Origin of the sequence: Cellulomonas uda, from assembly GCF_006538705.1 — a bacterium.
GTDB lineage: Bacteria > Actinomycetota > Actinomycetes > Actinomycetales > Cellulomonadaceae > Cellulomonas > Cellulomonas uda.
In genome coordinates this window covers 1-23,783 of sequence record NZ_BJLP01000007.1, presented here as the reverse complement: position 1 = coordinate 23,783, position 23,783 = coordinate 1, and the positions used below count along the sequence as shown (strand labels likewise).

Annotated in this window: 19 protein-coding genes; 9 read left to right on the top strand and 10 right to left on the bottom strand. The window is 76.7% G+C overall.

The genetic code is table 11. The features are described from left to right. Positions 1 to 119 precede the first annotated feature (119 nt). Together CUD01_RS03285 and CUD01_RS03280 are read left to right on the top strand one after the other, a co-directional pair. Complete coding sequence (locus tag CUD01_RS03285; RefSeq protein ID WP_094180598.1) at positions 120 to 278, top strand: DUF5679 domain-containing protein; 159 nt, start codon at positions 120 to 122, stop codon at positions 276 to 278. 120 nt (positions 279 to 398) lie between these two features. Further along, positions 399 to 1,715 (top strand): ThiF family adenylyltransferase, encoded by a 1,317-nt coding sequence (locus tag CUD01_RS03280; RefSeq protein WP_141318686.1) that lies wholly within the window; start codon positions 399 to 401, stop codon positions 1,713 to 1,715. On the opposite strand, the gene CUD01_RS03275 is transcribed toward CUD01_RS03280, so the two are convergent. Together CUD01_RS03275 and CUD01_RS03270 are read right to left on the bottom strand one after the other, a co-directional pair. Continuing rightward, positions 1,648 to 1,980, bottom strand: a complete 333-nt coding sequence (locus CUD01_RS03275) for a WhiB family transcriptional regulator (protein ID WP_141318684.1) — start codon at positions 1,978 to 1,980, stop codon at positions 1,648 to 1,650. The two genes, CUD01_RS03280 and CUD01_RS03275, sit on opposite strands and share 68 nt — an antisense overlap. A 547-nt stretch (positions 1,981 to 2,527) precedes the next feature. Beyond that, positions 2,528 to 4,546: an ATP-dependent helicase gene (locus tag CUD01_RS03270; RefSeq protein ID WP_141318682.1), complete on the bottom strand. Its 2,019-nt coding sequence runs from the start codon at positions 4,544 to 4,546 to the stop codon at positions 2,528 to 2,530. 135 nt (positions 4,547 to 4,681) lie between these two features. Here CUD01_RS03270 and CUD01_RS03265 point away from each other — a divergent pair, with 135 nt between their 5' ends. Then, entirely contained in the window at positions 4,682 to 4,942 is a 261-nt protein-coding gene (locus CUD01_RS03265; protein WP_141318680.1) for a mycoredoxin, read from the top strand. A 60-nt stretch (positions 4,943 to 5,002) separates the two neighbouring features. Next, positions 5,003 to 5,665, top strand: a complete 663-nt coding sequence (locus CUD01_RS03260; RefSeq protein WP_141318678.1) for a Type 1 glutamine amidotransferase-like domain-containing protein — start codon at positions 5,003 to 5,005, stop codon at positions 5,663 to 5,665. Between the two features lie 48 nt (positions 5,666 to 5,713). Here CUD01_RS03260 and nudC read toward each other — a convergent pair whose 3' ends face one another. Continuing rightward, a complete protein-coding gene (gene nudC, locus CUD01_RS03255; protein ID WP_141318676.1) occupies positions 5,714 to 6,739 on the bottom strand; it encodes an NAD(+) diphosphatase in 1,026 nt (341 codons plus the stop codon). A 161-nt stretch (positions 6,740 to 6,900) separates the two neighbouring features. Between nudC and CUD01_RS03250 the strand changes: the two genes are divergently transcribed. After that, entirely contained in the window at positions 6,901 to 7,884 is a 984-nt protein-coding gene (locus CUD01_RS03250; protein ID WP_141318674.1) for a phosphotransferase, read from the top strand. Between the two features lie 31 nt (positions 7,885 to 7,915). Here the strand turns inward: CUD01_RS03250 and CUD01_RS03245 are convergent, their stop codons facing one another. The 3 genes from CUD01_RS03245 to CUD01_RS03235 form a co-directional block, all read right to left on the bottom strand. Continuing rightward, positions 7,916 to 11,332 (bottom strand): ATP-dependent helicase, encoded by a 3,417-nt coding sequence (locus tag CUD01_RS03245; RefSeq protein ID WP_141318672.1) that lies wholly within the window; start codon positions 11,330 to 11,332, stop codon positions 7,916 to 7,918. Then, on the bottom strand, positions 11,329 to 14,571 hold the full coding sequence (locus CUD01_RS03240) for a PD-(D/E)XK nuclease family protein (protein ID WP_141318670.1): 3,243 nt from the start codon (positions 14,569 to 14,571) through the stop codon (positions 11,329 to 11,331). Before CUD01_RS03240 ends, CUD01_RS03245 begins: the two co-directional genes overlap by 4 nt. An 81-nt stretch (positions 14,572 to 14,652) precedes the next feature. Further along, the gene (locus CUD01_RS03235; protein WP_244937633.1) at positions 14,653 to 15,546 is read right to left on the bottom strand and encodes a DUF3152 domain-containing protein; all 894 of its coding nucleotides are present in this window, start codon (positions 15,544 to 15,546) and stop codon (positions 14,653 to 14,655) included. A gap of 126 nt (positions 15,547 to 15,672) precedes the next feature. Between CUD01_RS03235 and CUD01_RS03230 the strand changes: the two genes are divergently transcribed. Further along, entirely contained in the window at positions 15,673 to 16,347 is a 675-nt protein-coding gene (locus tag CUD01_RS03230) for a TetR/AcrR family transcriptional regulator (protein ID WP_141318668.1), read from the top strand. 183 nt (positions 16,348 to 16,530) lie between these two features. Continuing rightward, on the top strand, positions 16,531 to 16,755 hold the full coding sequence (locus CUD01_RS03225) for a DUF3107 domain-containing protein (protein WP_094180608.1): 225 nt from the start codon (positions 16,531 to 16,533) through the stop codon (positions 16,753 to 16,755). Between the two features lie 121 nt (positions 16,756 to 16,876). On the opposite strand, the gene CUD01_RS03220 is transcribed toward CUD01_RS03225, so the two are convergent. Next, entirely contained in the window at positions 16,877 to 17,638 is a 762-nt protein-coding gene (locus tag CUD01_RS03220; RefSeq protein ID WP_141318666.1) for a ferritin-like fold-containing protein, read from the bottom strand. Positions 17,639 to 17,938: 300 nt separating this feature from the next. On the opposite strand from CUD01_RS03220, the gene CUD01_RS03215 reads away from it, so the two are divergent. Then, positions 17,939 to 19,720: a DEAD/DEAH box helicase gene (locus tag CUD01_RS03215; protein ID WP_371860747.1), complete on the top strand. Its 1,782-nt coding sequence runs from the start codon at positions 17,939 to 17,941 to the stop codon at positions 19,718 to 19,720. Positions 19,721 to 19,827: 107 nt separating this feature from the next. On the opposite strand, the gene CUD01_RS03210 is transcribed toward CUD01_RS03215, so the two are convergent. Together CUD01_RS03210 and CUD01_RS03205 are read right to left on the bottom strand one after the other, a co-directional pair. Further along, on the bottom strand, positions 19,828 to 20,454 hold the full coding sequence (locus tag CUD01_RS03210) for a MarC family protein (RefSeq protein WP_094180610.1): 627 nt from the start codon (positions 20,452 to 20,454) through the stop codon (positions 19,828 to 19,830). Positions 20,455 to 20,547: 93 nt separating this feature from the next. After that, on the bottom strand, positions 20,548 to 21,387 hold the full coding sequence (locus CUD01_RS03205) for a PHP domain-containing protein (RefSeq protein ID WP_141318664.1): 840 nt from the start codon (positions 21,385 to 21,387) through the stop codon (positions 20,548 to 20,550). Positions 21,388 to 21,462: 75 nt separating this feature from the next. Between CUD01_RS03205 and CUD01_RS03200 the strand changes: the two genes are divergently transcribed. Continuing rightward, positions 21,463 to 23,052: an aminopeptidase P family protein gene (locus CUD01_RS03200; RefSeq protein WP_141318662.1), complete on the top strand. Its 1,590-nt coding sequence runs from the start codon at positions 21,463 to 21,465 to the stop codon at positions 23,050 to 23,052. Positions 23,053 to 23,056: 4 nt separating this feature from the next. Here CUD01_RS03200 and CUD01_RS03195 read toward each other — a convergent pair whose 3' ends face one another. After that, entirely contained in the window at positions 23,057 to 23,695 is a 639-nt protein-coding gene (locus CUD01_RS03195) for a general stress protein (protein ID WP_243860725.1), read from the bottom strand. Positions 23,696 to 23,783: the final 88 nt, after the last annotated feature.

Genomic DNA, 23,783 nt, shown 5'->3' with positions numbered 1-23,783 from the left:
CACATCGGCGGGACGACGCGGATCGGCCACTACTGTGGAAGGCGCTCGGGCAGGTCACCGCTCTGCCCGGCCATCGCCGCGGGACGTCGGCGGTGCACCGGACACCGCGAGGAGGACCAATGGCCGAGACCTATGCAGGCGAGTTCTACTGTGTGAAGTGCAAGGAGAAGCGCGAGGCCGAGGGTGACGTCGTCGTCTCCGAGTCGGGTCGCAAGATGGCCAAGGCCGTCTGCCCCGTCTGCGGCACCAAGCTGAACCGCATCCTCGGCAAGGCCTGAGCACCGCTCGACCGCCGAGAAGCTGCGAGGGGCGTCGTCCGACGGACGGCGCCCCTTGTCGTACCCGCCCCCTGTGGATGACCGGTCCGCGGCCGAGCCCTCCGGTGGCAGCCTGGCGCCATGCTGCGGACCGGGTTGCGCGTCGTGCGTCGGGCGCCGGGTGAGGTGCAGGTCGGCACGGACCCCCGGTGGGCGGTACGGGTCGACGACCTGACCCCCGACGAGGAGCGCGCGCTCGTCGCGCTCGGCCAGGGACTCCCGCTCGCGCTGGCCGCCGCCGAGCTCGATCCGCAGCGCCTCGCCGACCTCACGGACCAGCTCCGTCAGGCGGGGCTGACCGCGCCCGGCGGGGCGCGAGCGCTGCCGGGGGCCGCGGGCGACGACGCGTGCGTGCTCTCGCTGCTCGACCCCGACTCCGCGGGCGCCGCCCGGGTGCTGCGCCGGGCGCACCGCACCGTCGGCGTGGTGGGGCTCGGCGCGACCGGCCTGGGCATCGCGGTCACGCTCGCCGCGGCGGGCGTCGGCCGGGTGCTGCTCGACGACGACCGCCCGGTGCGCTCGGGCGACGTCGGTCCGGGCGGCTACCGGTTCCAGGACGTCGGGCACGGGCGGGTCGCCGCCGCGGTCGGTGTCCTCGCGGCGGTCGCACCCGCGACGACCGCCGTGGCGACCGCTGCGGGCGTGGCACCCGGCGAGGAGTCGGGAGGACCGTCCGCCGGTGCCGACCTGGTGGTCGTCGTGAGCGACGACGTCGTCGCTCCCAGCCTCGGTGCGCTGCTGCTGAACCGCGCGACGCCGCACCTCAGCGTCGTGCTGCGCGAGGCGGACACCGTCGTGGGCCCGCTCGTCGCTCCCGGCACCGGCCCGTGCCTGCGCTGCCTCGACCTGCACCGGACCGACGCCGACCCCGCCTGGCCGGTCGTCGCGGACGCGCTCGGCACGCACGCCCGGGGCGTCGCGACGGGTCACGGTCCGGGTCTCGCTGCTGGTCTCGCTGCGGGTCTCGCTGCGGGTCTCACGGTCGGTCGTGCGGCGGGCCCCGCGACTAGCGCGGCCGCGACCGGTCGGCCCGGGACGCGACCGTCACCGCCCGAGCCCCCGGCGGTCGTGGGCGTCGCGGTCGGGATCGCCGCCGCCGCGGTCCTCGCGTTCCTCGACACGGGCACCTGCGCGCTGGGCGGCACGACCGTCGAGATCGGCCTGCCCGACGCGCTGCCCCGCAGACGCCGATGGGCGGTGCACCCGGCCTGCGGGTGCACCGCCCATCGGGGCGTCACGGTCACCGACGACGCGCCGGGGACCGCCCGGCCGGAGCACGACGTCGACCTGTCGGTCGACACCCCGGAGGGCGGCCCCGCGGACGCCGACGTCAGGCCGCGGGGTTCTTGCGCGGACGGCCTCGCCCACGCTTCGTCGGGACGACCACGCCGCCGATGAACACCTCGCCACCCCACACGCCCCAGGGCTCCTCGCGCTCGAGCGCCCCGGCGAGGCAGCCCGCCATGATCGGGCACTCGCGGCAGAGCGCCTTCGCCTGCTCCACGCGAGCGGTCTGCTCCGCGAACCAGAGCTCGGGGTCGTTGTTGCGGCACGGGATGAGCCCTGCGACCAGCTGGTCGAAGGTGGTGTCGTCGGTGGTCGCGGTGCTGCTGGTGGGCCAGGGGCCTGATCCGCTGGTGTCGAGCAGCGTCGTGAGCCGCACGATGTCCTCCTGGTGTCCTGCGGGTGAGCGGTGGTGGTTCGGCGTCCACGTCCCGACTCGCCCGCCGGGATCACCGGGGGAAAGACGAAGGCCGCGGAGCCTGTCGGACTCCGCGGCCTTGATGACCAACCTGGTCTAGACCAACGAAGCCCTGAGAGGGTCGAGTGCCGTCCCGTCGACGGTCACGCCGTGACGCGCGATGAGCGCGTCATCGGACGCACGCCACGCAGCGGGCACAGCACGCCCCTGGAAGCCGCCGAAGGTGGGCGCGATCAGGAGCGTCGGGAGCTGCATGCTCGACCGGACGACCGGGGTGAACTGGATCTTCTTCACCGCTGCCCACCTCCTCTCTCGGATCTTCCCGCGCTGTCACGACGCAGGTCTGCTACCAGGACGGGCTCCACCCTAGGCGCGCTCGCGCGGGGCGGACAACAGAATTAACGAAAGAAGTTCGACGAGTTCTCGAGACCGTCCGAAATGCCGTGACGAGGTGCCCCGCAGCGGTGCCGTGGCCGTCGCCGGTCCCGGCGCTCGCGCCCGCGAGGGCTCAGGCGCGGACCGACCGCGCGAGCACCGCGAGCACGTCGTCACCGACCGTCGCGAGGGTCTGCGCACCGATGCCCGGCACGAGCGCGAGCTCCTCACGCGACGCGGGCCGCCGCACCGCGAGCGTGTGCAGCGCATGGGTCGCGAGCACCCGTCCGGGGCTGACCCCGAGGTCCCGCGCCCGCTCGTCGCGCCACCGCGTGAGCGCGGCGAGCACCGCGGACGCCCGCGGGTCCTCGTCCGCGGCGGGCGGACCGCCGGAGCCGGCCCGGGGCCTCGCCGCCGACGACCCGGGCCACAGCGCGTCGAGGAACCGGGACGGCCGCCGCGAGGCACGGCCACCCGGCAGACGCGAGCGGGCGTACGACAGCTGCAGGTGCTCGCGGGCGCGCGTCACGCCGACGTACAGCAACCGACGCTCCTCCTCGACCGCCTCGGGCGTCTCCGCAAGCGACGTCGGCAGGAGCCCTTCGCTCAGGCCCGCGAGGAACACCGCGTCCCACTCGAGGCCCTTCGCGGCGTGCAGCGACGCGAGCGTCACGCCCTCGACCGTGGGGGCGTGCTGCGCGGCCGCACGCTCGTCGAGCTCCGCGACGAGGTCCGCGACGCTCGCGCGCCGACCCTCGCTCGTCGCGCGCGACTCGACCTCGTCCGCGAGCCGCGCGAGCGCGTCCAGCGCCTCCCACCGGTCCCGCGCCGCACCGCGGGTGGTCGGCGCCTGCTCCGTCCAGCCCGCGTTGCGCAGCAGGTCCCGGGCCGCCTCGCCGAGAGCGACCTGCGGGTCGGCCGCGCGCGCACCGCCCCGCAGGAACACCAGCGCCTCGCGCACGTCCCGCCGCGCGAAGAACCGCTCCCCGCCGCGCACCTGGTACGCGACGCCCGCGGTCCCGAGCGCCTCCTCGAACGCCTCGGCCTGCGCGTTCGTCCGGTACAGCACCGCGATCTGCGACGCGGGGACACCGTCCGCGACGAGCCGCGCCGCGGCCGCCGCGATGCCCGCCGCCTCCGCCTCGTCGTCGGCGTACGCCGCCCACCGCACCGCCGGGCCGTCCGGCCGCTGCGCCCGCAGCTCCAGCGGGGCGGGCGTCGACGCGCCCGTGCCCCGGCCCGCGTGCGCGATGACCCGGTTCGCGAGCTCGACCACCTGGGGCGTCGAGCGGTAGTCCCGCACCAGCCGGACGACCTGCGCGCCCGGGTGCGTGCGCGCGAACGTCAGCAGGTGGTGCGGTGTCGCACCCGCGAACGAGTAGATGGTCTGCGACGGGTCGCCCACCACGCACAGCTCCTCACGACCGCCGAGCCACTGGTCGAGCAGGTACTGCTGCAGCGGGCTGACGTCCTGGTACTCGTCGACGACGAAGTGCCGGTACTGGCCGCGCACCTCACGCCCCACGTCGGGCCGCTCCGCCAGCATCGCCGCGAGCAGCAGCAGCACGTCCTCGAAGTCGATGACCCCTCGCTCGTCCTTCACCTGCTCGTACGCCGTCATCAGCCGCGCGACCGCCGCGGCGTCGTGCCCGCCCGGCACCACGCGGTCGACCGCGGCGACCGCGACCGCGTACTCGTCGGGCACCACCAGGCTGACCTTCGCCCACTCGACCTCGGCCGCGAGGTCGCGCACACCCGTACGGTCGGCGGGCAGCCCGACCCGGCGCGCGGCCTCCGCGACGAGCTGCGCCTTCGCCTCGGCGATGCGCGGCGGCGCGCCCCCGACGACCTTCGGCCAGAAGTACGTGAGCTGACGCAGCGCCGCGGCGTGGAACGTGCGCGCCTGCACACCGGCCGCGCCGAGCTCACGCAGCCGCGTGCGCATCTCCCCCGCCGCGCGCGCCGTGAACGTCACCGCGAGCACGTGGTCCGCACGGAAGACGCCCGTGCGGATCCCGTACGCGATGCGGTGGGTGATCGCGCGCGTCTTGCCGGTCCCCGCGCCCGCGAGCACGCACACCGGGCCGCGCAGCGCGGTCGCGACGGCGCGCTGCTCGGGGTCGAGCGCGGCCAGCAGGTCGTCGGGGGACATCGCCGGACAGTCTCTCAGGCACCGCGGACACCGCGGGGCGGGCATGCACAGGCACGCCCCGCGGACCGGGCGGAATCACCCAGGGCTCGTCGTGGTTGGCTCTCGCTGCAGACACCCACGAGAACGCGAGGACCGATGAGCACGCAGACCCTCCCCGAGCCCGGCACCATCACGATGTACTCCACGACGTGGTGCGGGTACTGCCGCCGCCTCAAGACGCAGCTGGACTCGGTCGGGATCGGCTACACCGAGGTCGACATCGAGGACCACCCGGACGCCGCCGCGCTCGTCGCGTCGCTCAACGGGGGCAACCAGACGGTCCCGACGGTCGTCTTCCCCGACGGCTCCGCGGCGACCAACCCGTCGCTCGTCGAGGTGCGCGCGCGCCTGTCCTGAGCGTCCGCGGGGGCGCACCGGCAGGATCGTGCTGACCACGACGAGATCGGCGGAGGCACCGTGAAGCTGCTCCTGACGTCCGGCGGCGTGACGAACGCCCGCATCCGCGCCGCGCTCGAGCAGCTGCTCGGCCGACCCGTCGCCGAGAGCTCCGCGCTCGTCGTGCCCACCGCGCAGTGGGGCCATCCCCTGTGCGGGCCCGCGTCGGTGCAGCGCCTGGCGGCCGGCGCGGACGGGTCCCCGCACCTCAGCGGCCTGGGCTGGGCCTCGCTCGGCGTGCTCGAGCTCACCGCGCTGCCGACGATCGGCGCCGAGCGGTGGGTGCCGTGGGTCCGGGACGCCGACGCGCTGCTCGTCGACGGTGGCGACGCCACCTACCTGTGCCACTGGCTGCGCGAGTCCGGTCTCGCGGACCTGCTGCCATCGCTGCCGGACACGGTCTGGGTCGGGGTGAGCGCCGGGAGCATGGTGCTGACCCCGGGCATCGGGACCTCGTTCGTCGAGTGGGCCGGCGCACCCGACGACCGCACGCTGGGCGTCGTCGACTTCTCGGTCTTCCCGCACCTGGACGCCTTCCCGACGAACACCGCCGAGCACGCACGGGCCTGGGCGGCCGAGATCGACGGTCCCGCCTACGCGATCGACGAGCAGACCGCGCTCGTCGTGGCCGACGGCCGTGTCGAGGTGGTCTCCGAGGGTCGCTGGACCCGGTTCGACGGGTAGGCAGCGCAGGACCGCGCAGCACGGCGCAGGGCCGCAGGCGTCGGCAGGTCAGCCGGCGGCGGGCTCCGGGAGCGGACCGCCGAACCAGTCCTCGACGAGCGCGCGCGCGATCGACGAGCGCGACGGCGGCACCACCGTGCCCGCGACGACCGCGCTCGCGAGCTCGTCGCGCGTGAACCACGCCGCGTGCTCCACCTCGACCCCGTCGACCCGGACGTCCGTGGCCACCGCCCGGGCCACGAACGCGACCATGAGCGACGCCGGGAACGGCCACGGCTGGCTGCCCGCGTAGGTGACCTCACCGACGACGACGCGCGTCTCCTCGGCGACCTCGCGCCGCACCGCGTGCTCGAGCGACTCCCCCGGCTCGACGAAGCCCGCGAGCGTCGAGTACCGGCCCGGCGCCCACGCGACCGCGTGCGCCAGCAGCAGCCGGTCCGCGTCGTCGACGACCGCCATGATCACCGCCGGGTCGGTGCGCGGGTAGTGCTCCGAGCCGTCGACCGTGCACGCACGCACCCAGCCGGCCTGCGTGACGCGCGTCGCCGCACCGCAGCGCGGGCAGCGCGGGTGCCGCTCGTGCCACGCGTCGAGGGCGACCGCGGTGGCGACGAGGCCCGCGTCGCGCGCGTCGAGGTGCGACCCGACCTCACGCAGCGACGCCCAGCGGACCGCGTCACCGTCCGCCACGGCGCGCGACGCGGGCGGGTCGGCGGGCGGCGAGGCCGGGGCGTGCACGTCCCGGTCGGACGGTGCGCCGCGCCGCGGGAGGTCGGCGACGTCGTCGGCGTCGCCGGGTGCGCGGCGCGCGACGTACGCGCGCTCGTCGTCGGCCCCGAGCAGGAGCCACGGGTGCTCGCCGTCGGCGCGGTCACCGGCGGCCGCCGCCCGCTGCGCCTGCGCGACCGTCGTCAGGACCAGACCGCCGCGCGCGTCGACCGGCACGCGGCCGTCGCGCAGCAGCACGACGCGCGTCGCGGGGTCCGCCAGGGCACGCTCCTGCGCGGCATCGGTGCGCAGGAGCGCGGCACGGTCGACGACCGCGCGGGACAGGGGCAGCTCGTCGGACCTCACGGGCGTCACCGTACGCGGCGCCGACGAGGTCCCCCACCGGTCCGGCGCGCGCGGCCGCAGGCTCGCCGGGCACGGGCCCGACCAGGCCGGACGGGACGAATGGGACGGACACGCCGCGGCGGCTGGCGGCCGCCGGGCGCGTGCGCGCCTACTCTGGGCCCGTGCCCCGCTCCCCGCTCGCCCTCGCCGCACTGGCCACCGTGGCCGTGCCGGGTCTGGACGCCTACGACGTGCGGCGGCCCGCGCACCCCGGCACCGACTACGACATCGCGGTCGTCGTGGACGCCGCCCGCCGACGCTGGGTCGTGCGCGCACCCGTGCACGCCGCCGCCGGCGCAGCCCTCGAGGCCGAGGTCGAGCTGCTCGCCGGGCTCGACGCGTTCGCGACCGACGGCACCCTGCCGTTCGCCGTCCCCGCCCCGGTCGGGTTCGCGCACCTGCCCGAGGGCGGTCGCGCCGCGGTGCACGAGGAGATCCCCGGCCGCGCCCTCGACGTCGCCGAGCTCGAGCCCGGACCGGGGCTGTGCGCGTCGCTCGGACGCGCCATCGCCGCGGTCCACGAGCTGCCGACGAGCGTCGTCGAGAACGCCGGGCTGCCCGTCTACGACGCGGGTGCGTACCGGGCCCGCCGCCAGGCCGAGGTCGACGAGGCCGCCGCCACCGGCAAGGTGCCGCCCACGCTCCTGCGGCGCTGGGAGGAGCGGCTCGAGGACGTCGCGCTGTGGCGGTTCGTGCCGACCGTCGTGCACGGCGACCTGACGAACGAACGCGTCCTCGTCGGCGACGGCACCGTGAGCGGGATCCTGCACTGGGGCGACGCGAGCGTCGCCGACCCGGCCGACGACCTGTCGTGGCTGCTCGTCGCGGCGCCGCCGGACGCGGCCGACTCGATCATGGAGGCGTACCAGCTGCGCCGCACCGAGCTGATCGACCCGCACCTGACCGACCGGGCGCTGCTCGCGGGCGAGCTCGCGCTCGCGCGCTGGCTCCTGTACGGCGTGCGGTCCGGCAACGAGGACGTCGTGGCCGACGCGGTCGCGATGCTCGAGGACCTCGACGAGCACACCCGGACGTCGCCGTCCGGCGTCGCGTGGGGCTCCGACGCACCCACCGCCCCCGTCGCCGCGGTCTCCTCGTACGCCTGAGCCGACCGGCCGAGCGGCGCGCCCGTCGCCGTCACCTGCGCCGTGACCCCGGCACGCCGACCGGCTCGTCGTCGGTGACGCGCTCCAGCAGCGCGGCGATCTCGTCCTCGCCGAGCAGCCGCTGCGGCCACACGGTCTGACCACCCGCGACGTAGTGGAACGCCGCGGCCACCCGCTCGAGCGGCACGCCCGAGTACCGCGACCACGCCAGCCGGTACACCGCGAGCTGGATCTCCCGCGCCTCGCGCGTCGCCGCGTCCCGCGGGGCGGAGCCCGTCTTCCAGTCGACGACGACCACCCCCTCACCCACCGGGACGGGGTCGCCCGGCGCGGCCGGGAACACCGCGTCGATCCGGGAGCGCAGCACGTACCCGGCGACGTGCGTCTCGACGTCCGCCTCGACCTGGAGCGGCCGACGGTCCGCCCACCCGGACGCGAGGAACGCCGCGCGCAGCCGGGCCTCGTCGACGTCCACCTGGTCCGGCCCGGTGAGGTCCTCGTCCTCGGCGCCGGGCAGCGCGTCGAGGTCGACGAGCGTCGCGGCGCCGTAGTAGCCCTCGACCCACGCGTGGAACCGCGTGCCGAGCCGCGCCCGCCCCGACGGCTCCGCGGGGACCGGCCGGCGCAGGCCACGCGCGAACTCGGCCGCGTCCGCGCCGAGGCGCACGAGCGCGGACGCCGACAGGTGCGACGGCAGGTCGACCGCCCCTGTCGACGCGCGCGCGGCGTGCTGCTCCTCCAGCAGCGTGCGCGCGAGCACCTCCCAGCGGCTCTCGCCCGCGCGGGGACGCCCCGCCGCCGCTCGTACCCACGCCGCGGCCTGCTCGACCGCGGGCCGCCGCCCCGGGCCGTCCTCGACCGCGAACGGGTCCGCGGGCCACACCGTCGTCGCGGCCTCGCCCGTGGCCGGGTTCGCGTCGTCGGGCGCCGGCTCGTCCGCCCACCCGCGCACGTCGACGAGGCCGGCCTCCGCGAGCTCCAGCAGGAACGTCGACGGCGGGCGCGGCTTCTTGCCGTCCCCCCACCACGAGCCCGTGAGCAGCAGGCGGTGCCGGGCGCGCGTGAGCGCCACGTACGCGAGCCGGCGCTCCTCGGCGACCTCGTGCTCGCCCGCGTCGAGCCGCAGCGCGTGCACGCGGTCACGCAGCTCCTTGGGGTCCTGCGCCCCCGCGTACTCGAGCCGGGGCAGGTCGTCCGCGTCGCCGCGCAGCGGGTACGGCAGCTCGCCGAGCCCGGTGAGCCACGCCGAGTCCTTGGGCCCGTCCTTGCCCTGCGTCGCGGTCGTCGGGAACACGCCGTCGACCAGCCCGGCCACCGCGACGACGTCCCACTCGAGGCCCTTCGCCGCGTGCACGGTGATGAGCTGGACCGCGTCCGGGTCCGGGTCCGTGACGGGCAGCTCGAGGCCGTTCTCGCGCGCGTCGGCGGCCTCGAGCCACGACAGGAACCCGCCGAGCGTCGGGGTGTCGACCGACCGCGCGAAGTCCACCGCGACGTCGCGGAACGCGTCGAGCTGTGCCCGCGCGCGGCCCGCGCCGACGCCCGCACGCGCGGCGACCTCGATGTCGAGGCCGAGCAGCCGCTCCGCCTCCGCGACCAGGTCCGGGACCGAGAGGTAGGAGTGCGCACGCAGCGTGCGCAGCAACCCCGCCAGGTCGACGAGCCGCGCGCGACCCTCGTCGCTGAGCGTGCGCCCGCCCGGGCTGCGCCACCCCGGCCGCGGCAGCTCGTCGAGCGCGTCGACGATGCTGCGCTCGTCGATGACGTCGAGCTCGACGCCCGCGTCGCGTCCCGTGCGCTGCCCGACGAGCTCGCCCGCCCACGCGGCGAGCGCGTGCAGGTCCGCCGCCCCCAACCGGGTGCGGGCGCCCGTCATGAGCCGCACGAGCGCGTCGCCGCGCAGCGGGTCGTACGCGGCCTGCAACGCGGCGACGACGTCGACGACCTCGGGCGTCGCGAGCAGACCGCCGAGCCCGACGACCTCCACCGGCAGCCCTCGCGCGCGCAGCGCGCGGCGCAGCGCCGCGAACTGCGACCGCTTGCGGCACAGCACCGCGGCGCTCACACGACCGCCGTCCGGCCCCTGGCCCGCCGGCCGCCAGTGCGCCGCGACGAGCTCGGCGACGGCGTCCGCCTCCTCGAGCACGGTCGCCGCCATGAGCGCCTCGACCCGGCCCGGACCCGCGACGGGGCTCGCGGCGAGCTGCGGGACCGGCACGCGCGCCGTGCGCGCACGCAGCGGGGCCGCGACGTGGTTCGCCGCGTCGAGCACCGCGACGTCGTTGCGCCACGACGTGGTCAGTGCGAGCACCTCGGCCGGTCCCCCGCCTTCGGCGGCCGAGCGGCGGAACGTCGTCGGGAACCGCTCGAGGCCGCCGGCGCTCGCGCCGCGCCACCCGTAGATCGACTGGTGCGGGTCGCCCACCGCGATCACCGGGTGACCGTCCCCGAACAGTGCCGCGAGCAACGTGAGCTGCGCGAACGACGTGTCCTGGTACTCGTCGAGCAGGACCACCGCGAACCGCTCGCGCTCGCCCGCACCGACCTCGGGCACCTCCCGCGCGAGCCGCGCCGCGAGCGCGACCTGGTCCCCGAAGTCGATCGCGTCGCTCGCCCGCTTCCGGGCCCGGTACGCCGCGACGACGTCGAGCAGCCGCTCGCGCTCGCGCAGCGACCGCAGCAGGGCGACCACCTCCGCGTAGTGCGCGCGCGTGGGCGTGGGGGTCGCCTCGATGTCCGCGCAGATGGCCTCGACCGCGGACCGCGCCGCGGCCGGGTCCAGCAGGTGCTCGTCGAGCGCCCCGGACAGCGACAGGACCGCCTCGACGACGGTCGACACCGCCGCGTCGACGCCCAGGTCCTCCTGCCACGCCTCGACGACCTCGCTCGCGAGCTGCCACTGCGCCGCCTCGCCGAGCAGGCGTGCGCTCGGGTCGATGCCCAGGCGCAGCGCGTGGTCGCGCACGAGGGACGCGGCGTAGGAGTTGTACGTCGCGATGGTCGGGCGGCCGCCGAGCACGTCGTCCTCGAGGTGTGCGCGGCCGGGCAGCGCCACACCCTGCTCGGCCGCGGCCCGGGCGAGGCGGCGCAGCCGTAGGCGCACGCGCTCGGCGAGCTCACCCGCCGCCTTGCGCGTGAACGTGAGGCCGAGCACCTGCTGCGGCTCGACGAGCCCGTTCGCGACGAGCCACACGACCCGGCCCGCCATCGTCTCGGTCTTGCCCGAGCCCGCACCGGCGACGACGAGCGCGGGGCCCAGCGGCGCCTCGATGATCCGGCGCTGCTCCCGGGTCGGCAGGTCGCGCCCCAGCAGCCGCGCGATGTCCTCCGCGCTCACGGGCTCGACGACGCCGCCCGGCCGGGCCCCGTCCGCGGACCGACCCTGCGAGGGCACCTCGGTCGTCGTGCTCACCGGCCCGCCGCCGGGTGCCACCGTGCGCTCGCTCATGCGACCACCTGCCCGCCCTCGGGTCGCACGGGGCACGAGCGACGCACGGGGCAGCGGTCGCAGAGGTCGTTCGCCGACGCCGTGAACGCCGACGCCGCCATCTTCTGCGCCACCTCGTCGACGAGCACGCGCGCCCAGGACGGCCCGTCGTCCTCGGGACCGAGGGCGGGCTGGTCGCGCACCGTCCCCGCCCTGCCGGTGCCGAGGTACACGAGCTGCGCGCCGGCGCTCGTCGCACCCTCGGGCAGCGGGAACGCGCCCGCGTCGACCGCGAGCTGGTACGCGCCGAGCTGGGGGTTGACCAGTGCCTCGTCCCGCGCGGGCGGACGCGCGCCGGTCTTGAGGTCGACGACGCGCACCTGCTCGGGATGCTCGAGGTCACGCTCGATGCGGTCGGCCGAGCCGCGCAGGAGCGCACGGTCGGTGCGCACCGCGAAGTCGGCCTCGACGAGCAACGCCTCACCGGCGCCCGCGAGGTACGCCGCGAGCCGCTCGACCATCGCGTCGGCCTTGGCGCGCATCGCGCGCGCGGGCCAGCCCGTGCCCAGCCCGAGCGAGTCCCAGCGCTCGTCGAGCGCGGCCATGAGCTCGGCCCGCGTGCCGTGCGGGTGCTCCTGCGCGACCGCGTGCACGAGCGTGCCGAGCGACTGCCCGCTGCTCGTGGCGGCGGTCCCACCCGCGGCCTCGAGCGCCCAGCGCAGCGCGCACCGGTGCGCGGTCTCGAGCTTCGACGGCGAGACACGCACGAGCTCGTCGGGCCCGTACAGCGGCGCGTCGGTGCTCGGTGCCGCGAGCCCGTGCCACTCCCGCGGGTCGGCGCCGGGCACGCCGCGCGCGGCGAGGTCCGCGAGCGCGGCCACCGCACCCGGGTCGGCGGGCTCGCCCGCGGCCGCCGCGGCCTCGAGCGTCGCGCGCAGCTGCGCGACGAGCCCGCGCAGGTCCAGCGCGGGCTCGACCTGCGTGCGCCGGTGGTCCCGCTCCCCCTCGGCCGGCTCGACGAGGTCGACGAACGGCGAGGGCTGGTGGTCGGCGTCGGCGACCGCCGTCACCACGAGCACCCGCCGCGCGCGTGAGACGGCGACGGCGAACGAGCGCAGCTCGTCGGCGAGCACCGCGGCGCGCGCGTCCTGCGCCGCCGCGGCGGCGTCCTGCGCGGTCGTCGTGCGCCCCGAGACCACGTCGGCGAGTGCCTGGGCGCCCAGCAGCGAGTCGCGCAGCCGCAGGTCGGGCCACACCCCCTCCTGCACGCCGGTGACCGCGACGACGTCCCACTCCCCGCCGGCCGCGCCCGCCGGCGTCAGCACGGGCACCGCGGCCCGCCGGGCGCGCGGCGCGAGCGAGTCGGACGGCAGGTCCTGGGCTCGCAGCCAGTCGACGAACGCCGCGGGCGGTGTGCGCGGCATGCGCTCGACGAACGTCTCCGCCGCGCGGAACAGCGCGACCACCGCGTCGAGGTCGCGGTCCGCACGCTCGCCCGCGGCGCCGCCCGCGAGCGCGGCGCGCCGCCACGGCTCGGCGAGCCCCGCGGCGTCCCACAGCGCCCACAGCACGCCCTGCGCGTCGGCACCGGGCGCGGCGGCCGCCGCTCGGCCCGCGTCCACGACGCGCGCGAGCCGCTCGACCGGGGCCGCGACCGTGGGCGGCAGCGTCCCGGCCCGGCCCGGCGCGTCCAGCACCTCGACGAGGAGCGCGTCGCTCGACCGCCCGCCGCCGCCCGCGAGCTCCTCGGCCCGCAGCGCGCGGCGCACGCGGCGCAGCCCCACCGGGTCGAGCCCGCCGAGGGGGGAGCACGCGAGGCGCGCCGCGAGGACCGCGTCGAGCTCGGCGGTGCCGCACGCGACCGCCATCGCGTCCAGCAGCGGCCGTACCGCGGGCTCGTCGCGCAGCGGCACGTCGCTGCCCAGCACGGCGACCGGCACCGACGCCCCCGCGAGCGCGCGGCGCAGCGCGGTGACCTGCGAACCGGCGCGCGCCACCACGGCCATCCGCTCCCACGGGACACCGTCCTCGAGGTGCGCGCGGCGCAGCTCGCGCGCGACGAACGCGGCCTCCTGCGCCCCGCTCGGCAGGATCGCGACGCGCGCGCTCGCCGCAGGGGCCCGCGCCGCGGACGCCGCCCGCCGGTGCACCGCGACACCGAGCGTGCCGACCCGCTGCGTGACCCGCTCGACGACGTCGCGCACGTGCGTCCCGTGGCGCCACACCGTCGGCAGCACGACGCGCGCCGCGCCGAGCGCGCCCGCCGCGTCGTCCGCCCGACCGCCCGCGGCGCGCGGCGCGCTCGCGCGCGCGACCAGCGCCGGCTCGGCGCCGCGGAACGTCTGGACGGCCGCGTCCGGGTCGGCCGTGAGGAGGACGCGCGCGCCGCGGGCCGCGACCACGCCCAGCAGGGACGCGGTCGCGGGCGTGCTCTCCTGGTGGTCGTCGACGACCACCAGGCGCCACGCGGGCGGCCGTGCCCCGGGCGCCTCGCGCTCCCACGACGCGAGCACCCGCGACGCCTCGGCGACGACGACGGCCGGGTCGAGCCGGAGCCCCGCGTCGGGCGTCGCCGCGCGCAGGTCGAGGACGTCGAGGTACTCGCTGTACACGCGGGCGGCCGCGCACCACTCGGGGCGTGCGTGCGCACGACCGAGCGCGTCGAGGTCCGCCGGGCCCAGGCCGCGCTCCGCGGCGCGCATGAGCACGTCGCGCAGCTCGTCGCGGAACGCGCGGACGCCGAGCGCCTCACCCCGCACGCGCTCGGGCCAGTCGACCGCTCGGCCTTCGCCCGCGGCGTGCCCCACGAGCAGCTCCGCGAGCACCAGGTCCTGCTCGGGGCCCGACACGAGCGTCGGCGGGACCTCGCCTCGCGCGACGGCGTGCGCGCGCAGCACGGCGAACGCCGCCGCCGCGGGGGTCTGGACCAGGGGGCGGCTCGAGGTGACGGGCAGCCGCGCGGCGAGCCGGTCGCGCAGGTCGGCCGCGCCGCGTCGCGTCGCCGACAGCACGAGCAGGTGCTCGGGGGCGAGCCCGGCACGCACGGCCGCGACCGCCGCCTCGAGCGCGACCGTCGTCTTGCCGGTCCCGGGGGCACCCAGGACGAGCAGCGCGCGCTCGTCGGACCCCGCACCCGCGGCCCACGCGACGGCCGCCGCCTGCGCGTCGTCGAGCGTCACCGGCGACCCCGGTCCCCGCACGGGTGCGTCGGCGAGAGCGGGCCGGCGCAGCACGGGGGCGGGGGTCGTCACGGCGTGCATCCCATCACGGCCCACCCACATCCGGGCCGACATCCGGGCCGACATCCGGGCCGACAACCGGGCAGAGTGCGCCGGGCGCGGTCAGTCCTGCGGGAACGGCCAGGCGTTCGGCAGGCACGGCTTGACCGCGTACGACTGCTGCTGCATCACGTCGGCGACCGCCCCCGCGGCGGTGCAGGGCCGGTGCGGCCGGCCCAGGAGGTGGCCGACCTCGTGGTTGACCAGGTACTGCCGGTACGAGGTGCGGTCGTCGCCGTAGTCCTGGACGGCCTCGACCCAGCGCCGGAAGTTCAGCGCCGCGTGCCCGTTGCGGCCGCACGAGACCTGACCCGCCGTGCGCAGCGGCGCGCACATCTCGTCGACGAGGTCCGGCGACGCGAGCACGACACGCACGTCCGGCTCCGCGTCCGTGACCTCGAAGGCCACCGACCCGTCACCGCCCCAGCCGCGACCGTCGGTGAGCGTGGTCATGACGAAGTCGGCGAACACCGCCGGGTCGACCGGCAGACCCTCCTCGACCTCGACGCGGACGCGCAGCACCCGGTCGGTGCCGCCGGCCGCGTTCGCACGCGCTCGCTGCGCGGCCGGGACGACGACGAGCTCGCCCGACGCGTGCTCCGGCACGTCCGCCGCGAGCAGACCCGCCGCGACGTCCGCCGCCGTCAGCCCCGGCGGCAGGGTGGGGTCCGGGCTCGCGGCCGGGGTGGTCGCGGTGCTCGGGACGCCCGGGGAGGTGGGGCTCGGCTCGGCGGGGCGCGACGGGCCGACGAGCGGTCGGTCCCCGGCCGCGCCGCGAGCGGCGGCACCGCCCTCGCGCACGGCGACGTCGGGCGCGTCGAGCGTCGCGGTGGACGGCCGGGCGACCGGCTCGGCCGCGCTCGTCGTCGGCGGTCCGGCGACCACCCACCCGGTCCCCGCGCCCGCGAGCAGGGCCCCCACGACGACGGTCGCGGCGCGTGCCCGAGCGCGGCGCACGACCGCCCCCCGGACGCCCGCGGACGCGCGTCGGGGCGCGCTCGCGTCACTCGTCCGGTGCACTCGCGGCGGCCTCACCCCGACATCGTCGCATCCCGGAAACGTTCGGTGGCTAGCATTCGCGGCATGGCCGAGCCCCCGAGCGAGCTGACGCCGCGACCCCGCACCGTCCGGATGTCGGGGGGCGAGCGGCGCGCGCAGGTGCTCGAGATCGCCCAGGAGCTCTTCGCGAGCGAGGGCTTCCACCACGTCTCGATGGACGACATCGCGGACCGGGCGATGGTGAGCAAGCCCGTGCTGTACCGCCACTTCCCGTCGAAGCTCGACCTGTACCTGGCGGTCGTGGACCGCTGCGGGGCGGACCTCATCGCGGCGGTCGAGCAGGCCGTGGCGCCCATCGAGCAGGGGCCCGTGCGCCGCGGCGACGGGCAGGCGGTGATCGCGGCGATCGTCCGCGCGTACATGACGTTCGTCGAGGTCGCGGGCGAGTCGTCGGGCCTGCTGTTCGAGTCGGACGTGACGCGCGACGCCGACGTGCGCAAGCGCGTCGAGCACGCGTCGTCGGTCGCGGCGCAGCGGTGCGCGGCCGTGCTCGAGCCCGTCACCGGCCTGCCGCCCGCGGACTGCGACGTGATCGCGGTGTCCCTGATCTCGCTCGCCCAGGGCGCCGCGACGCACCGGCTGCGGGGCGCGCAGGTCGCCGACCCGCGCGCGTCCGAGCACGCGGCCGACCTCGTGACGCGGCTCGCGTGGGCGGGCGTCCAGGGCCTCGTGCGGTCGGACTTCTCGTACGACGAGTAGCGCCCCGGGTCCGGTGCGGGACGGCCGCGCGGGCGCCACGGGGCGCGGGGTTTCGCTGGTCGCGGACACGGCGTGACCGTGCGCGGCAGCCGCCTAGGATCGTCGCGAGACCAGCAGGCCGGGTCCGGGCGACCGGGTCACGGCGACGTGTCGCGCACGTGGTGGCGACGGAGGGAGACGGGCGTGGAGATCACGATCGGCGTGCAGAACGCGGCGCGGGAGATCGTCCTGGAGAGCGACCAGACCTCCGACGAGGTGTCGGCCGCCGTCGCGGCGGCGCTCGCCGGCAAGCCCGCGCTCGAGCTCACCGACAGCAAGGGCCGCCGGGTGATCGTGCCCACGGCGTCGCTCGCGTACGTCGAGGTCGGCGTCGAGGCCAAGCCGCGCGTGGGCTTCGGCTCGATCTGACGGGCCCGCGCCCGGACTGACGCGACCACCCGGCATCGGGCGCCGCCAGGCATCGGGCGCCGCCAGGCATCGGGCGCCGCCAGGCATCGGGCCCGGCGGCGTCGTGGCGACCGTCAGGCCGTCAGGCCGTCAGGCCCAGGCGGCTCATGCGCCGCGTGTGCTGCGCGGTGAGCTCGCCGAACACCTTGGCGGGTGCGTTGGGCGTCGTCGTGCCGGCGGCCGACGCGTTGCCGCCGTCGCTCGGCGCGCCGTCGGGCTCGGCGGCTGCGGCCGCCACGAGCCGCTCCAGGGCCGGGCGCTGCGTGATGAGCCGCTGGACGGTACCGAGCGCCTCACCGACGAGCCGGCGGCCCCACAGGGCGAGCCGCGACGACAGCACGCCGTCGCCCGATCCCGCGGCGTCGAGCTCTGCCACCGCGAGCTCGGCGTGCGACGCGTCGTCGAGCACCTCGAGCACGACCGCGCGCGAGCGCTCGTCGAGCCCCTGGGCGGCGATGCGGCAGAAGTCGTCCGCGACGCCGTAGCCGACGTACGCCTTGAGCAGCCGCTCCCACCAGGAGCTCGGCTGCGTGCGCTCGTCGAACTCGGTGAGCACGTCGTCGAACTGGCGCATGCTGGCCGCCGGGTCGGCCCCGAGCTCCGCGACGCGAGCGAGGACGCGGTCGCGCCGCTCCACCGCCGCCGCGGCGAACCGCGACAGCGCGAGCCGCTGCTCGACGTCGGGGGCGAGCGCGCAGTCCCCCGCGAGCCGGACGAACGCGGTGTGCTCGAGCTGGGCGACCAGGCCCAGGAGCTCCACGGCGTCCGCCGTGGAGGCCGGCGCCGAGGACCTGGCCGAGGACGAGGACGGACCTGCGGGCGGGGTCGGCGCGGCGTTGCTCATCCGAGGATCGTAGAACGCCCGGACGCCCCGCGGCTGAGACGCTGGTCACGCGACCGGGCGACGCCCGCCCGGTGGGGGGTGCTCGTCGGCTACCCTGGACGGGTACATCGGTTGCCCGGTCGACCACGACCCCCTCGCACGCCCCTGTCGCCCCGCGACGAGGCGGAGACCGCGAGCTCGACAATCCGCGATCGGCTGCCGGCCACCCGTGGCGCCCCGCTGCGCCCGGCGCGCGCGACCCGTCCCCACGGCGCGCCCGACCGGACGGCGCGCGGCCGCCACCCGCACCGAAGAGCACACGTGACCCAGACGCAGACGAACCTGCCCGCCGACGACCTCGGCGCCCCCGACGAGACCACCAGCGAGCACGCCTCGGCCCTCGCAGCCCCCTCGACCCGCCCCCTGGTGAGCACGGCCTCGTCCGTGCAGGCCGTGGACGCCTCGTTCGCCGACTTCGACGTCCGGCCCGAGATCGTCCAGGCGCTCGCCGACGCGGGCATCACCCGCCCCTTCCCCATCCAGGCGATGACGCTGCCGGTCGCGCTGTCCGGCCACGACATCATCGGCCAGGCCAAGACCGGCACGGGCAAGACGCTGGGCTTCGGCGTCCCGCTCCTGCACCGCATCGTCGCGCCGGGCGAGGAGGGCTACGACGCGCTGCGCGCGCCGGGCAAGCCCCAGGCGCTCGTCGTCGTCCCGACGCGTGAGCTCGCCGTCCAGGTCGCGGGCGACCTCGCGACCGCGTCCGCACGCCGGGACGTGCGCGTCGTGCAGGTCTACGGCGGGCGCGCGTACGAGCCGCAGATCGACGCGCTGAACAAGGGCGTCGACGTGGTCGTCGGCACGCCCGGCCGCATGATCGACATGCTCAAGCAGCGCCACCTCGACCTGTCCCACGTGCGCACGGTCGTGCTCGACGAGGCCGACGAGATGCTCGACCTGGGCTTCCTGCCGGACGTCGAGACGCTGCTCGCGGCCACGCCCGCGACGCGCCACACGATGCTGTTCTCGGCGACCATGCCCGGCCCGGTCGTCGCGATGGCCCGCCGCTACATGTCGCAGCCGACGCACATCCGCGCGCAGGACCCCGACGACGACGGCAGCCAGACCGTCAAGAACATCAAGCAGGTCGCGTACCGCGCCCACGCGCTGGACAAGGTCGAGCTGCTCGCCCGCATCCTGCAGGCGCGCGGTCGCGGCCTGACGATCGTGTTCGCGCGCACCAAGCGCACGGCCGCGAAGGTCGCCGACGAGCTCGTCGAGCGCGGGTTCGCCGCGGGCGCGCTGCACGGCGACCTGGGCCAGGGCGCGCGTGAGCAGGCGCTGCGCGCGTTCCGTCACGGCAAGGTGGACGTGCTCGTCGCGACCGACGTCGCGGCGCGCGGCATCGACGTCGAGGACGTCACGCACGTCATCAACTACCAGTGCCCCGAGGACGAGAAGACGTACCTGCACCGCACGGGCCGCACGGGCCGCGCGGGCAACAAGGGCACGGCCGTCACGTTCGTCGACTGGGACGACATGCCGCGCTGGGGCCTGATCGACAAGGCGCTCGGCCTCGGCAAGCCCGAGCCCGTCGAGACGTACTCGAGCTCGCCGCACGTGTACACCGACCTCGACATCCCCGAGGGCGTCAAGGGTCGCCTGCCGAAGGACAAGCAGACGCGCGAGGGTCTCGCCGCCGAGGCGATCGAGGACCTGGGCGAGACCGGCAAGCGCACGCGCCAGGGCGCGTCCGGTGGGCGCGACGCGCGCGGCGGGCAGGACGGCTCGCGCGGCCGGTCCGACGCGCGTCCGGCCCGCGACACCGCCGACGAGGGTGACGGCGCCCGCCGTCGTCGTCGCGGCGGCCGCGGCCGGGGCGCCGGCGAGGCCGGCGCGAACGAGAACCGTGCGGGCGGCCGTGCGGGCGAGGCCGGTGGCACCGCTGCCGCACCCGCCGGCACCCCCCGGTCCGACGAGGGCGGCGAGCCGCGCGCACGTCGCTCGCGCAACCGTCGTCGTACGCGCGGCGGCCGCCCCGCGGGCGAGTCGGGCGCGGACGCCGGCGCGAGCGGCGCAGGCGAGCCCGCGGACGCCTGACCGCGCACCGCCGGCCGACCGGCCGCGCAGACGAACGGAGGCCCCCGCGCTCCACGGCGCGGGGGCCTTCGCGCGTCGTCAGGTGGTGCGCGGCGGGCCGGGACGGGTCAGGACGCGTCCTGCACGAACGCGACCACCGCGTCGGCGATGAGCTGGACCGCGATCGCGGCGAGCAGCAGACCCGCGATGCGGGTGACGAGGATGGTGCCCGAGTCCTTGAGCACGCGGTGGATCACGTTGGCGAACCGCATCGCGAGGTAGAGGGACACGTGCACCGCGACGACCGCGAGCGCGATCGCCGTCCAGTCTCCCACGGTGCCGTCGGCCTGCTTGACGAAGACCATCGTCGCGACGATCGCGCCGGGACCCGCGAGCAGCGGTGTGCCGAGCGGCACGAGCGCGACGTTGACCTTGGCGTTCGGTGACGCCTGCTGCTCCTCCATCTTGCCGGTGAGCAGCTCCATCGCGATGAGCAGGAGCAGGAGCCCGCCGGACGCCTGCAGCGCCGCGAGCGAGATGTGCATGTACGACAGGATCGACTGGCCGAAGATCGCGAACGACACGATCACGCCGAGCGCGACGGCGACGGCCTGCCACGCGGCCCTGTTGCGCTGCTTGCGCGTCATGGCGCCCGTGAGGCCGAGGAAGATCGGCACGGTCCCGGGCGGGTCCATGATGACGAACAGCGTGATGAAGACCGACGCGAACAGGCGCGGGTCGAAGACCTCGGTCACGGGCGCACCCCGCTCACGCCGTCGCTGGTGCGCGCGTGCGCGCGTGCGCTCATGTCGGCCGCCGGGCCGCTCGTACCGGTCGCTGCGCCGGGGTCACCGGACCACCTCACTCGTGCCTCGTTCCTCGATCACGGCCAGGATCTCCGGCCGGGTGAGATTCTCCCCCAGCTCGTTGACCTTCCCCGCACCGTGGTAGTCGCTGCCGCCGGTGACGAGCAGACCGAGACGGTCGGCGATCGCGCGCAGCCGCTCGCGCTGCGCCGGAGAGTGGTCGCGGTGGTCGACCTCGAGGCCGGCGAGGCCGGCGGCGGCCAGCTCGTCGAACGTCTCGTCCGGCACGATGCGGCCGCGCGCGTCGGCGCCCGGGTGCGCGAAGACCGCGACGCCGCCGGCGGCGACGATCGCGCGGACCGCGTCCGCGGCGGCGGGCGCGTAGTGGGGCACGTGGTACGGCCCGTCGGCGCGCAGCAGGTGGGCGAACGCCGCGTCCCGGTCCGGGACGACCCCGTTGGCGACGAGCGCGTCCGCCACGTGCGGGCGCCCGACGGTCACGGCGTCACCGGCCTGCGCGAGCACGTCCGCCCAGGTGATCGGCACGTCCACCGCGAGGAGCTCGACCATGCGCTCGGCGCGTGTGACGCGCGCGTGCCGCGTGGCCTCGAGCTCGGCGACGAGCGCGGGGTGGTCCGGGTCCTGCAGGTAGGACAGCAGGTGGACGCTCACGCCGCGCCACCGGGCGGACACCTCGGTGCCGCGCACGAGGGTGATGCCGTGCTCGCGCGCGGCGCGCGCGGCGGGTGCCCAGCCGACGGTCGTGTCGTGGTCGGTGAGCGCGAGCACGTCGAGCCCGGCGCGCGCGGCCGCGGCGACGAGCTCGGCCGGGCTCTGCGTGCCGTCGGACGCCGACGAGTGGGCGTGCAGGTCGATGCGCACCCCGGAACCGTATCGAGCCCGGTCGGCGCCTCGCGCGCCGGACGGGTCCCGGGCACGCGGTGGGAAGATGGTCGGATGAGCGACGACACCGCAGCCACCGACGCGACGACGACGGCTCCCGCGGGCGCGGGTCCGGGCGACCCGGGCTGGCAGGAGGGCCAGCCGGTCGAGGAGCGCGGCGCGAACCGTTCGCAGCGGCCGGGGTCGGCGGCGTTCCTGGAGTTCGTGACGTCCGGCTGGGCACCGCGCCCCGCGTCCGGGGTGACCCGCGGTCCCGCGGCGGACTTCACGTCCGCGCGACGCAGCGCGCTGTCCGGCAAGTTCCCGGGCCGCCGGCTCGTCGTGCCCGCCGGCACGTTCAAGGTGCGCTCGAACGACACGGACTACCGGTTCCGCCCGCACTCCGCGTTCGCGCACCTCACCGGGCTCGGTGTCGAGCAGGAGCCCGACGCGGTGCTCGTCCTGCACCCCGTGGCCGACGGCACGGGCGACGACGGCAGCGGTCACCACGCGGTGCTGTACCTGCGCCCGCTCGCGGGCCGGGACACCACCGAGTTCTTCTCGGACTCGCGCTACGGCGAGTTCTGGGTGGGCGCGCGTCCCACGCTCGAGGACGTGGAGACGCTCACGGGCATCAGCACCCGGCACCTCGACGACCTGCGCGACGCGCTCGCCAAGGACGTCGGGTCCGGTGGCGTGCAGCTGCTCGTCGTCCCCGAGGTGGACCCGGCCGTCGAGGCTGTCGTCGAGGAGATCCGTCGGCAGGAGGCCGAGCGGGCGGCCGAGCAGGAGGACCGCGACGAGCACCTGGTCGAGGCGCTGTCCGAGCTGCGGCTCGTCAAGGACGCCCACGAGGTCGAGCAGATGCGCCTCGCGGTCGCGACCACGATCGAGGGGTTCGAGAAGGTCGTGCGCGCGCTGCCCGCGGCGCAGGCCCACGCGCGCGGCGAGCGCGTGGTGGAGGGCACGTTCGTCGGGCACGCGCGCCAGGAGGGCAACGCGGTCGGCTACGAGACGATCGCCGCCGCCGGCGAGCACGCGACCACGCTGCACTGGATCGACAACGACGGGCAGGTCCGCGCGGGCGAGCTGCTGCTGCTCGACGCGGGCGTCGAGGTCGACTCGCTCTACACCGCGGACCTCACGCGCACGCTCCCGGTCGACGGCGTGTTCACCGAGGTCCAGCGCCGCGTCTACCAGGCGGTCCTCGACGCTGCGGACGCCGCGTTCGCCGCGGCCGTGCCGGGCGCCCGGTTCCGCGACGTGCACGCGGCGGCGATGGAGGTCATCGCCGCACGGCTCGACGAGTGGGGCCTGCTGCCGGTGCCCGCCGCGCAGTCGCTGCACCCCGACAACCAGCACCATCGCCGCTGGATGGTGCACGGCACCAGCCACCACCTGGGCCTCGACGTGCACGACTGCGCGCAGGCGCGCGCCGAGCTCTACCTCGACGGGGTGCTCGAGCCCGGCATGGTGTTCACGATCGAGCCGGGCCTGTACTTCAAGTCCGACGACCTGCTGATCCCGGAGGAGTACCGGGGCATCGGCGTGCGCATCGAGGACGACGTGCTGATCACCGCGGACGGCAACGAGAACCTCTCGGCGGCGCTGCCGCGCGACCCCGACGCGGTCGAGGCGTGGATGGCGGGGCTGCTCGGGCGCTGACGCGCTACGCGGCGGGGCCGGTCGTCGTCGGACCGGCCTCGCCGGACGCGGCAGGCGGCTGCTCGGCGGGCGCCGGCCGGTCGACGGGCGCGGGCTGGTCAGCCGGCACGGGCTGGTCGACGGGCGCGGGCTGGACCGGGCGCGGGGGCCAGCCGGACACGACGCCGCCCACCTCGCTGAGGAGCTGACGCGCCTGGTTCGCCTTCTCCGCGTGGCACAGCACCGCGTAGGACGCGGCGACGATCTGGCTCGCGGACGTGAAGTCGCGCCGCCCGCGCGTGAGCGAGTAGGTCAGCACGGAGAACATCAGGCCGAACGCCCCACCGATGAGGATCGCGGGCAGGAACGGGCTCGTGCCGCCGGGCTCGGAGAACAGCGACAGCAGGATGCCCACGAACAGGCCGAACCACGCCCCGGAGACGAACCCGCCGGACGCGGCACGCGGGTAGGACAGCCGCCCGGTGACGCGCTCGACCATCTGCAGGTCGGCGCCGACGATCGTGACCATCTGCACGGGGAACGCCTTGTCGGCGAGCAGGTCGACGGCCTTCTGGGCCTGCGCGTACGTGTCGTACCGCGCGACGGTCTCGCCCTGCGGAGGGGTCGGGGTGCGCGGGATGCGGGACTGACCGGTGAACGCCATGGCCCGATCCTCCCCCGCCGACCTGGCAGTGCGCCAGGCGCGCCCGTCGGCCCGGCACGCGACGCGCGTGCGCGTGCGCGTGCCGGGC